At 58.4% G+C, this 11,440-nt stretch carries 11 protein-coding genes; 8 read left to right on the plus strand and 3 right to left on the minus strand.

Annotated elements, in window-relative coordinates; translation table 11 throughout:
* The first annotated feature begins 20 nt into the window (after window positions 1–20).
* Window positions 21–920: a lipid A hydroxylase LpxO gene (gene lpxO / locus ACM6IV_RS08640; protein ID WP_414869590.1), complete on the plus strand. Its 900-nt coding sequence runs from the start codon at window positions 21–23 to the stop codon at window positions 918–920.
* A gap of 117 nt (window positions 921–1,037) precedes the next feature.
* Here the strand turns inward: lpxO and ACM6IV_RS08645 are convergent, their stop codons facing one another.
* Window positions 1,038–1,904, minus strand: coding sequence for a Ku protein (locus ACM6IV_RS08645; RefSeq protein ID WP_414869591.1), 867 nt, complete (start codon window positions 1,902–1,904; stop codon window positions 1,038–1,040).
* Between the two features lie 189 nt (window positions 1,905–2,093).
* Here ACM6IV_RS08645 and ACM6IV_RS08650 point away from each other — a divergent pair, with 189 nt between their 5' ends.
* On the plus strand, window positions 2,094–2,414 hold the full coding sequence (locus tag ACM6IV_RS08650; RefSeq protein ID WP_414869592.1) for a hypothetical protein: 321 nt from the start codon (window positions 2,094–2,096) through the stop codon (window positions 2,412–2,414).
* Window positions 2,415–2,465: 51 nt separating this feature from the next.
* Window positions 2,466–3,620, plus strand: a complete 1,155-nt coding sequence (locus ACM6IV_RS08655; protein WP_414869593.1) for a PQQ-dependent sugar dehydrogenase — start codon at window positions 2,466–2,468, stop codon at window positions 3,618–3,620.
* A 97-nt stretch (window positions 3,621–3,717) separates the two neighbouring features.
* Here ACM6IV_RS08655 and ACM6IV_RS08660 read toward each other — a convergent pair whose 3' ends face one another.
* Complete coding sequence (locus tag ACM6IV_RS08660; protein WP_414869594.1) at window positions 3,718–4,818, minus strand: peptidase C39 family protein; 1,101 nt, start codon at window positions 4,816–4,818, stop codon at window positions 3,718–3,720.
* Between the two features lie 92 nt (window positions 4,819–4,910).
* Here ACM6IV_RS08660 and ACM6IV_RS08665 point away from each other — a divergent pair, with 92 nt between their 5' ends.
* The 4 genes from ACM6IV_RS08665 (at window position 4,911) to nudC (ending at window position 9,271) form a co-directional block, all read left to right on the plus strand.
* Window positions 4,911–6,485, plus strand: coding sequence for a RimK family protein (locus tag ACM6IV_RS08665; protein ID WP_414869595.1), 1,575 nt, complete (start codon window positions 4,911–4,913; stop codon window positions 6,483–6,485).
* 7 nt (window positions 6,486–6,492) lie between these two features.
* Complete coding sequence (locus tag ACM6IV_RS08670) at window positions 6,493–7,416, plus strand: magnesium transporter CorA family protein (protein ID WP_414869596.1); 924 nt, start codon at window positions 6,493–6,495, stop codon at window positions 7,414–7,416.
* Window positions 7,417–7,621: 205 nt separating this feature from the next.
* Window positions 7,622–8,434 carry a crotonase/enoyl-CoA hydratase family protein gene (locus ACM6IV_RS08675; protein WP_414869597.1) on the plus strand — a complete coding sequence of 271 codons (813 nt, stop codon included), beginning with the start codon at window positions 7,622–7,624 and terminating at the stop codon, window positions 8,432–8,434.
* A 6-nt stretch (window positions 8,435–8,440) separates the two neighbouring features.
* Window positions 8,441–9,271, plus strand: coding sequence for an NAD(+) diphosphatase (gene nudC / locus ACM6IV_RS08680; RefSeq protein WP_414869598.1), 831 nt, complete (start codon window positions 8,441–8,443; stop codon window positions 9,269–9,271).
* Here nudC and ACM6IV_RS08685 read toward each other — a convergent pair.
* The gene (locus tag ACM6IV_RS08685) at window positions 9,239–10,018 is read right to left on the minus strand and encodes a TSUP family transporter (protein ID WP_414869599.1); all 780 of its coding nucleotides are present in this window, start codon (window positions 10,016–10,018) and stop codon (window positions 9,239–9,241) included. The genes nudC and ACM6IV_RS08685 overlap by 33 nt on opposite strands.
* Before the next feature lie 331 nt (window positions 10,019–10,349).
* Between ACM6IV_RS08685 and sfnG the strand changes: the two genes are divergently transcribed.
* Window positions 10,350–11,440: dimethylsulfone monooxygenase SfnG (sfnG, locus tag ACM6IV_RS08690; protein WP_414869600.1), on the plus strand; the 1,091-nt coding region annotated here is incomplete at its 3' end.

Consider the following 11,440-nt stretch of genomic DNA (forward strand, 5'->3'; position numbering starts at 1 on the left):
TCTGACGTGTGACGATTTCCGTGAAACTCATCATTGCTGCTATTTATGTCATCTCTATTGCATACGTTCATCTGCGTGGACGTGTGCGACACAAACTCGGGCGACAACTGAGCGACCATTCGACGTTTCTTGCGCCGATCAACTGCTTCCTTTATCTGTTCTCGAAAAAGCCGAACAAACCCTACCTGGACCCAAGCGAGTTTCCTGATCTGAGTCCGCTGCAGGCGCATTGGCAAGAAATCCGCGAAGAAGGGCAGAACCTGCTGCGTGCCGGCGAGATCAAGCGCTCCAATCAGTATGACGATGTCGGTTTCAACTCGTTCTTCAAAAGCGGCTGGAAGCGGTTCTATCTGAAGTGGTACGGCGAGAGCCATCCGTCGGCGATGAAACTGTGTCCGCGCACCACCGAACTGGTGCAGAGCATCGGCTCGATCAAGGCGGCGATGTTTGCCGAGCTGCCACCCGGTTCGAAACTGGTGCGTCACCGTGACCCGTATGCCGGTTCCTATCGCTATCATCTGGGCCTGGACACGCCGAACGACGCCGGCTGCTACATCAATGTCGACGGAGAGAGCTACCACTGGCGTGATGGCGAAGCGGTGATGTTCGACGAAACGTTTATCCATTACGCCGAAAACACCACCGACAAGAACCGCATCATCCTGTTCTGCGACATTGAACGGCCGATGAAGTACCGCTGGGCCGCTGCTTTCAATGCCTGGTTCAGCCGCACGGTGATGTCGGCGGCGGGTGCACCGAACGATGCTGGCGATCGCACGGGCGGAATCAACCGCTTGTTTACCCGGATCTACAAAATTCGTTTGCGCGGTAAAGAGCTGAAAAAACGCAATCGCAAACGCTACTACATGGAAAAGTGGGCGATCTTCGGTGGTTTGCTGGCGATTTTTATCCTGATCTGATTTCGGCGTAAACGCTGCCTACGCTATCGCGAGCAGGCTCACTCCTACATTTGAAATGCATTCCCCTGTGGAAGTGAGCCTGCTCGCGATGACGATCTCAAGGGCAACCAATCACCATCAGGATGCCTTTTTGGTTTTCTTCGCTGGCGCTGCCTTAGCCGGTTTCTCTGCTTTCGCCTTCGGCTTCGCCGCCGCTTTCCCACCCAGACTGCGCTTCAGCAATTCGGTCAAATCGATAACATCCGCAGTTTTGCGCTCTTCCTCGCCACCCACCGTTTCAACATCCTCGATCTTGCCTTCATGGGCCTTCTTCTCCACCAGGGCCATGATCTTGTCTTCAAATTCATCCTTGTAGTCTTCTGGGCTCCAGTCCGCGCTCATGTCCTGCACCAGCCGTTTGGCCATGTCCAGTTCGCCCTTGGCCAACTGCGGTTTGGTCACTTCGCTGCCCAGCTCCAGCTCGTCGAGGCTGCGCACCTCTTGCGGCCAGCGCAGTTTCACCAGCACCAGCGCCGACTCCAGCGGCATTAACGCCGCCAGGTATTGCCGTGTATGCAGGACCACGCGGGCGAGGGCGACCTTGTTGGTCTTGCTCAGGGTTTCACGCAGCAACGCGTAGACCTTGCCGCCGCGCTTGTCCGGCGCCAGGTAATAAGGCGTGTCGATGTTTTGCAGGGGAATCTGTTCGGCGTCGACAAACGAGAAGATATCGATGGTTTGCGTTGAAACCGGGTGCGCCGAGCGGATTTCCTCTTCGCTGAGCACCACATAGCGGCCCTTTTCATAGGCCACGCCTTTGACAATGTGCTCCTTGGTAACTTCCTTGCCGGTGACCTTGTTGACCCGTTTATAACCCACCGGGTCCATGCTGCGGCTGTCGAGCCAATCGAAATCCACGCCCTGCGACGAGGTCGCCGAGACCAATGCGACAGGGATGTGCACCAGTCCGAAACTGATTGCGCCTTTCCAGATTGCTCGAGCCATGGTGAGTTCTCCAAGTGATGATCGGATGACCTGCGGCCACGACTGAAAGTTTCCCCGGAATGCGCGGGTTGCCAGGCACTTGGTCAAGCCGTGTTACATGTTGTTTAAGCCTGACGGGTTAACAAATCCGAACCCTGGGCGTAGCGTGGACTCGAACGCTCTAACCCCGGCCCATCGAGAGGCAGCGTCATGAATCGAATTCTGCTTGGCATCGTCGTCCTCACCCTCAGCAGCGGACTGGTGCATGCCGACGTCCTGATGGCGCAAAGCCCGACCGGCAACAGCAATAACCCCTACAACAGCCCGATCCGCCGGGCCAACCCCAACAGCATGCAGGGCACTCAGCCCAGCGCTCCACCCATTCGGGGACCGAACACTGTGCCAACGCCGCGTCAGCCTACGGTCGAGAACCGGGGCATTGGCAACGGCCAGCCGATCCGTTCGGTGCCGAGTACGCCACCCACGTTCATACCCAACCCACCTTCGCGCAGCGGAGACAGCAACCGTTGAGCAGCAGAGCCAAGTTCTGCCGGCCCCACAAACGAACAAAAGGAATCGTGCATGTTGCGTAAAACCCTTCTAGCCACACTGTGTGCCGGTGCGCTGATCAGCGTTCCGGCCTTTGCCGCCGCCCCCAAAGAGTTGCAAAGCGAACAGGGCACCCTCGAAGTCACGACCATTACCGCAGGCCTTGAGCATCCATGGGCGCTGGCGTTTCTGCCGGATCGCCAGGGCATGCTGGTCACCGAGCGTCCCGGTCATTTGCGTGTAGTCGCGGCCGACGGCACGCTGTCAGCGCCGATCTCCGGTGTGCCGCAGGTCTGGGCCAAGGGGCAGGGCGGGTTGCTGGATGTCGTGCTGTCGCCGGACTTCAAACAGGATCGTCTCGTGTATCTGTCCTATGCCGAAGGCGGCGGAGCCGGCGACAAGGCCGGCACTGCTGTGGGTCGAGGACGACTCTCGGATGACTTGAAGACGTTGAAGGATTTCAAAGTGATCTTCCGCCAGGAGCCGAAGCTTTCGGTCGGCAATCACTTTGGCTCGCGACTGGTGTTCGATCGCGACGGCTATCTGTTCGTTACCCTCGGTGAGAACAACGACCGGCCGACCGCGCAGGATCTCGACAAGCTGCAAGGCAAGGTCGTGCGCATCTACCCGGACGGCAAGGTGCCGGACGACAACCCCTTTGTCGGCCAGTCCGGCGTTCGCCCGGAAATCTGGGCCTACGGCATACGCAACCCGCAGGGCGCGGCGCTCAACCCGTGGACCGGCACGCTGTGGGAAAACGAACACGGCCCGCGCGGTGGCGACGAGGTGAACATCATCGAGCGCGGCAAGAATTACGGCTGGCCACTGGCGACCCACGGCATCAATTACTCAATGCAGCCAATCCCGGAAGCCCAGGGCAAAACGGCCGACGGCACGGTGGCGCCGCATCATGTATGGGAGAAGTCACCGGGTGTGACGGGCATGGCGTTTTACGATGCCGATCGTTTCAAACCGTGGCAGCACAATGCATTTGTCGGTGCTCTGGTCACTCAGGAATTGATCCGCTTGCAGTTCGATGGCGACAAGGTCGTGCATGAGGAGCGCTTGCTTGGCGAACTCAAGCAGCGTATTCGCGATGTGCGGCAAGGGCCGGACGGGTATCTGTATGTGCTGACCGATGAAGAGAAAGGTTCGCTGTACAAGATCGGCCTGAAGCCCGCACCTTGACGGGTATTTCGCTGTAGGAGCCGCCGAAGGCTGCGATCTTTTGATCCTGATCTTGAAAAAAAGATAGCAGCCTCCGCCAGGTTCTGCAGATGGGTGCTCATGTTCCGCGGGAATATAAAACCACTGCAGCCCGCAATTTACCTCGCCCGAAACGACACATTTTCTCGAACTCACCATGGCTCACCGGCACATGTTGGCAGTCCATGGGTTGTCGATGCTGGCTGTGGTCGACATCCGGGTCATGCAGGTAAACGAAATCTTCGTCGCAATCGGTCACGACCACCCAGTGCGGCGACTTGGAGCGGGTCAGGCGATAGCTGCTGATCAACACCAGCGGTTGCCCACCGGCATCGAGTAAACGCGGCAGATCCAGTGGCGCACCGATCACACACTCGACATCGGTCTCCTGCAGTTGCGCCGAGAACTCATCATGCACCAAACGCATGACGTCTTTTTTATGCGCATCACGCACACCGTCGAGGAACAGCGGCCCGCTCATGCTCAGTGCCATACGCACGCGAAATCCCCGACGCCACGCCGCCAACGCCAATCCCTGCGGACTGCATCCGCCATGCCCGGAAGTCATGAACACCGTGGTCGCTTCCCGCCAGACCTGCAACTCTTCTCGACGCTCCATTAACCGTTCCGATTGCAATGCGCCCATGGCCATCAACAGACACGCCGGACCACAGGTGAAATCGGTGGTTTGCGGGTAATAAGGTACTTTGATGCTGCGCGAGTCGCGGTGCTGGAGAATGCGTTTCTCCAGGCGCAGCGCATCGGCGTGGTCTTCGTAGTAATCGTGAATCAATGCAAAACGCCGGTAGCCATTGCGTTCATACAGCGCGATGGCCGCAGCGTTGTCGATGCGCACCTCCAGGCGCAGGTATGCACAATCGTGCTCCAGCGCCAGTGCTTCGATGTGTTGCAGCAGTTGCTTGCTCAGGCCGGTCCCCCGCGCTTCGACGGCGATCGCGATGGAATACAGCCGGGCGAGCGAAGTGCCGCGATGAAACAACACCAGCGCGTAACCCAGCAATTGGCCGTCGCACTCAGCCACCAGCAACTGCCCGTGAGCACGGGTGATCATCCATTGAAAGCTGCGACTGGTGAGCCGGTCCGTGGTGAAACATTGCATTTCCAGTGCCAGCAACGCCGGCAAGTCTTCAACTACCGCCAAACGAAAAACAGCCTTCATATGACCACCGTAAAAGTTGCGTAACGAAACGAGACTTTCAAAAAACTTCGTGCTTAATAGAAAAGGTCTTGTTCTCCAACGGATCAATCTCTATGTCAGCGGTACAGGGTCATTGGCGCGAAGTATCCGAGCAAAGTTCGCCGGCGGCAACTTATTTAAGTTCGGCGGTTAAAGCATCCAGTCAAGTGTTGATTATTGTCGAGCGTAAGGAAGACTGGGCTTCATACTTCCCCAGCGAAGACATACTGACGGCACAGGAATATCTCGAGCGCAGCCGTGACAGCGAGTCGGGAAAACGCGTACAGGTGATCAATCTGTGCCGCAGCTACAAGTACCTGGGCCACGGTTACTACTGCTCGTTGCTGGCCGAAGCACGAGGGCACAAGGTGATTCCGTCGGTGCGCACCATCAGCGAGTTGACGAAAAAATCACTGTATGGGCTGGCGCTGGATGACCTCGATAAAACCCTCGAGAAAGCCCTCAGTCATCATCTCTACAGTGATACCGAAGGCTTTACCTTGACCTTGTATTTTGGCCGGACACATATCGAACCATTACAGGATCTGGCCCGACAGTTGTTTGAAGTGTTTCCCTGTCCGATTCTGTTAGTTGAATTTCGTCGAACTAACGGCTGGCACATCGAAGGTATAAAGTCCGGTGCCTTGCACAAGTTGCGCGATGATCAGGAAGATCAGTTTGCCAACGCGCTGGACGGTTTCAGCCGTAAAGTCTGGCGTGTGCCGCGCTCGCCGCAAGTGGCGCGCTACGACCTGGCAATATTGCACGATCCGCAGGAGGCTTTGCCGCCATCCAACGCCCAGGCACTGGCGAATTTCGTCCGGGTTGGCAAAGGCATGGGCATCGACGTCGAACTGATCGAACGCAAGGATTACGCACGCCTGGCCGAGTACGACGGCTTGCTGATCCGCGAAACCACCAGCGTCGACAACCACACTTATCGATTCGCCAAGAAGGCCGAAAGTGAAGGGCTGGTGGTGATGGATGACCCGACGTCGATTCTGCGCTGCACCAACAAGGTCTATCTGACCGACCTGCTCAACAGCCATCAACTGGGCATGCCCGCCACCGAGATCCTCTACAAGGAGCGGCCCGAAGACTTCGAGCGAGTCGGCGAGCGCCTCGGTTTTCCATTGGTGCTGAAGATTCCCGACGGCTGTTTCTCGCGTGGGGTGATCAAGGTCGAAAGCCAGCAGGCCTTGCTTGAGGCGACTGCTGAACTGTTCGAACACTCGGTGTTGCTGCTGGCCCAGGAGTTTTTTTACACCGAGTACGACTGGCGCATCGGCGTGCTTAACCGCAAACCGATCTTCGCCTGCCAATACTTTATGTCCAAGGGCCACTGGCAAATCTACAACCACAAAGCCAAAGGTCAGGACGTCAACGGCGAATGCCGGACGATGGCGATCCACGAGGCGCCGCGTGCGGTGGTGGAACTGGCGGTGAAGACTGCCAACCTGATCGGCGATGGCCTCTACGGCGTCGATTTGAAACAGGCCGGCGACAAAGTGGTGGTGATCGAAGTTAACGATAATCCCAACCTCGACGCCGGCATCGAAGACGCCTATTTGCACGACGATCTGTATTCACTGGTGCTGGAAGAGTTCGTGCGTCGCCTGGAACTCAAGCGTCGCGGCCAGGCGTGGTGAAGCACCGATGATCAACAGCTTCGCACTGAGCCACGGCGCCCTGCAGCGAGTCGAGCGACTGGACGCCGAAGTGATGCTGTTCAGCAACCCTGACGCCGCCGAGCGCGACTTGCTGCACAGTCATTTCAAGGTCGACGAGCATGCACTGGCGTCAGCGCTGGACCCGGACGAGGTCTCGCGCATCGAGTTTCACCCCGACCATTTGTTTCTGATCTGGAAACGCCCGGAAAACTATTCCGGCGGCGGCAGCCTGGCGTTTGAGGTGTCGTCCTGCGGATTGCTGTTCGCGCCGGGGCAATTGCTGGTGATCGCTACCGACGACACGCCGCTGCACGGCCTCGGCACTCGCCAGCCGCTGAACACGCCGCTGGATGTCTTGCTCGACTTGCTGTTCAACAACATCCATCACTACCTCGGGCACCTGAAGGTGATCAAACTGGTTGCCCGTGAACTGCAACAGAAATTCAACGCCTCGATGCAGAACCAGCATCTGGTGCAGATGTTCAACCTCAGCGAAAGCCTGATCTATTACATCAACGCGCTGCACAGCAACGGCGCGGTCCTCACGCGCCTGCGCAATCATGCCGAAAAGCAGCATTTCGGCAGTGAAGCGCTCGGCCTGATTGACGACCTGATCATTGAAAACAATCAGTGCTACAAGCAGGCGGAAATCTACTCGACGGTGTTTTCTGGGTTGATCGATGCGCGTGGCAACCTGATGAACAACAGCATGAACAACCTGCTGCGCAAGCTGACCTTGATCAACGTGGTGTTTCTGCCGTTGAACCTGATTGCCAGTATTGGCGGCATGTCGGAGTTCAGCATGATGACGGCCGGGACGCCGTGGTGGATTTCTTATCCGCTGTTTCTGGCGGTGATGTTGTTGGGGGCCGGGGGGATGTTGTTTGGGTTGCGGCGTTTGGCCAGATGAATCGGGTTGTTTGATCCGGCCTCTTCGCGAGCAAGCTCGCTCCCACAGGGGGAATGCACTTCAACAGGGTGGGAGCGGGCTTGCTCGCGAAGGGGCCGGCACAGGCGAAGTAAAACTCAGGACAGTCCCGCATTTGGCCGAACCGCCACCGTGATGCCTTGTTATAGTTCGGGCCTCATTTTCAGCCCGGTAAAGGATCACTGCCATGACTCAATACTCCGCCTTCAGCGTCGAACTGGCCGACAACATCGCCCATGTGCAGATCAATCGCCCGGAAAAGATCAACGCGATGAACGCGGCATTCTGGAGCGAGATCGTCGAGGTCTTCCAGTGGATCGACGACACCGACGAAGTGCGCGCGGTGGTGCTCAGCGGCAACGGTAAACACTTTTCCTCCGGCATCGACCTGATGATGCTCGCTGGCGTCGCCAATGAACTGGGTAAGGACGTCGGCCGCAATGCGCGTTTGCTGCGTAAAAAAATTCTGACCCTGCAAGCCTCGTTCAACGCCGTCGACAACTGCCGCAAACCGGTGCTGGCCGCCATTCAGGGTTACTGCCTGGGTGGCGCCATCGATCTGATCGCTGCCTGTGACATGCGTTACGCCGCCGAAGACGCGCAATTCTCGATCAAGGAAATCGATATCGGCATGGCCGCCGATGTTGGCACTTTGCAACGGTTGCCACGGATCATCGGTGACGGCATGCTGCGTGAACTGGCTTACACCGGTCGCACGTTCGGCGCTGACGAGGCGCGCAGCATCGGCCTGGTCAATCGCGTCTACAGCGACAAAGACGCGCTGCTCGAAGGCGTGCTGGACATCGCTCGCGACATCGCTGCGAAGTCGCCGATTGCAGTTGCCGGCACCAAGGAAATGATCAGCTACATGCGCGACCATCGTATCGACGACGGTCTCGAATACGTTGCCACCTGGAACGCCGCCATGCTGCAATCCACCGATTTGCGCGTGGCCATGGCCGCCCATATGAGCAAACAGAAACCTGAATTTCTGGACTGAGAAACCATGACATCTCGCTGGACCACTGCAGTACTGGACACCGATCAACCGGGCGGCTGGGCCGTGGCGCGCAGCCCGGAAGGCTTTCTGTTCGACGACAACGGCGCGCTGTTCCCCCGCGAATGGCTCAAGCGTCAGGACCTTTGCGTTCTCGCCGAACACGGCATCGGGCATCTCGACGGCGAGCCGGTGTACCTGCTCGAACTGCACAACGCCAGCGAAGTGCCGGGCTGCAACTGGAAAGGCCTGCGCGCGTTCATGCTTGAGGGCGAGCACACGATCTACAAAGTCCTCGGTTACGCCGCGCAGATCGGCACCTGGGCCCGTGAGCATCGCTTCTGCGGCAATTGCGGCCAGGCAATGAAGCAGGTGCCGCGCGAGCGGGCGATGTATTGCCAGCCATGCGACCTGCGCAGTTATCCGCGGATTTCGCCGAGCATGATCGTGTTGATCACCCGTGGCGACGAGATTCTGTTGGCGCGCTCACCGCGTTTCGTCACCGGCGTCTACAGCACGCTGGCCGGGTTCGCGGAGCCGGGCGAATCGGCCGAGGATTGTCTGATTCGTGAAGTGCGCGAAGAAGTGCAGATCGAGGTGCAGAACATTCAGTACATGGGCAGCCAGTGCTGGCCGTTCCCGCACTCGATGATGCTCGGCTTCCATGCCGAATACGCCGGTGGCGAGATTGTCTGTCAGGAAGACGAGATCGAAGACGCCCAGTGGTTCAACGTGCACGATCTGCCGCCGCTGCCGGCGTCGAAATCGATTGCCCGTTATCTGATCGACGTCTACGTGGCGCGGCGCTTAGGCCACGCTGAACCAGTGCTGCCAGGCTAAACGCACGGTCAAACCCAAAACAACGGTGATGAACACCGGACGAATGAACTTGGCGCCACCGCTGATCGCGGTGCGCGCACCAAAGAATGCGCCGACCATCACCGACAGGCCCATGCTCAGGCCGATGATCCAGTCCACCTGCCCGGAAAACACGAACACCGACAGCGCCGCAATGTTGCTGACGAAGTTCATGCTACGCGCCACGCCGCTGGCTTTGACCAGGTCGATCGGATAAAGCAGCAGGCTGCTGACTGTCCAGAATGCGCCGGTGCCGGGGCCGGCCACGCCGTCGTAGAAACCGAGGCTGAAGCCTTGGCTCGATTGCCATTTCTTCTTGATCGGGGCATTGCTGTCCAGCGGCGCTTTCGGCGTGCCGCCGAACAACAGGTACAAGCCGCAGGCGAACACGATGACCGGGAGCATCTTGTTCAGCCATTCCGCCGGCAGGTAATGGGCGACGATGGCGCCGGTCAGAGCGCCGACCAGCGTGCCGACAATCGCGTGCACCCACTGCCGTGGGTGGAACAGCTTTCGCCGGTAAAAGGTGAAACTGGCGGTGGCCGAGCCGAACGTCGAACTCAATTTGTTGGTACCAAGCACCAGATGCGGCGGCAGCCCAGCGGTGAGCAGGGCCGGCGTGGTCAGCAGCCCACCACCGCCAGCGATGGCGTCGATGAAACCGGCAATGAAGGCGACAAGGGCCAGAATGGCGAGGGTGGTGAGGTCAACGCTGAGTTCGAAAGGCATGGAATCGGCTTATTCGGCAGGGCGCAGATTTGGCTGCGGGGAGGGCGGTCATGTTACTCATTTCCAAGTGTTGCGGCGACCCGTAAAGCCCAATCGCGAGCAGGCTCACTCCTACATTTGGAATGCGTGCCCCTGTAGGAGTGAGCCTGCTCGCGATGACGTCAGTCCGGCCACCCCATCACCCACTGTTGCCCACACGACACCCAGCCAACAAATCTCACTTAAAAAGACATCTGAATAACAGGAAAGCCCAACAAAATCAGGCATTCCAGGCCTGGCACGCTTGCTGCTCTATCACTTCCATCTCCGCAAATGTCCCGAGGACACGTCAATGAGTCAGCAAGCCGTGAAATTTGCCTACTGGGTGCCGAACGTCAGCGGCGGGCTGGTGGTCAGCAAGATCGAACAACGCACCGATTGGGGCATCGACTACAACCGCAAACTGGCGCAGCTCGCCGAAGCAGCCGGGTTTGAATACGCGCTGACGCAGATCCGCTTTACCGCCGGTTACGGTGCCGAGTTCCAGCATGAGTCCGTCGCGTTCAGTCACGCGTTGCTCGCGGCCACCAGTAAACTCAAAGTGATCGCGGCGATCCTGCCCGGCCCGTGGCAACCGGCGCTGGCAGCCAAGCAACTGGCAACCATCGATCAACTCACCAACGGCCGCATCGCGGTGAACATCGTCAGTGGCTGGTTCAAAGGCGAGTTTCAGGCCATCGGCGAGCATTGGCTGGAACATGACGAGCGTTATCGCCGTTCCGAGGAGTTCATCCGCTCACTGCGAGGTGTGTGGAGTCAGGACAACTTCACCTTTCGCGGCGATTTCTACCGCTTCGACAATTACAGCCTGAAACCGAAACCCTTGGGCCGTCCGGAAATTTTCCAGGGCGGCAGTTCCCGTGCGGCAAGGGACATGGCCGCAAGGGTCTCGGACTGGTATTTCACCAACGGCAACAGCATTGAGGGGATCAAGGCGCAGGTCGACGATATTCGTGGCAAAGCTGCGGCGAATAATCATTCGGTGAAAGTTGGCGTCAACGCGTTTGTCATCGCCCGTGATACCGAAGAAGAGGCGCGGGCGGTGCTTGCGCAGATCATCGAGCAGGCTGATCCGGAAGCGGTAAACGCTTTTGGCGATGCGGCGAAACAGGCGGGTAAGGCATCGCCGGAAGGTGAGGGCAACTGGGCGAAATCGACGTTCGAGGATCTGGTGCAGTACAACGATGGTTTCAAAACCAATCTGATTGGTACGCCGCTGCAGATTGCCGAGCGGATCGTGGCGTTGAAAGCGGTGGGAGTGGATCTGGTGCTGGCGGGGTTTCTGCATTTTCAGGAAGAGGTGGAATATTTCGGGCGGCGGGTGTTGCCGCTGGTTCGCGAACTCGAGGCCAAAACACCATCCCCTGTGGGAGCGGGGGTGGG

It is taken from the genome of Pseudomonas sp. IT-347P (assembly GCF_949768005.1).
Classification (GTDB): domain Bacteria; phylum Pseudomonadota; class Gammaproteobacteria; order Pseudomonadales; family Pseudomonadaceae; genus Aquipseudomonas.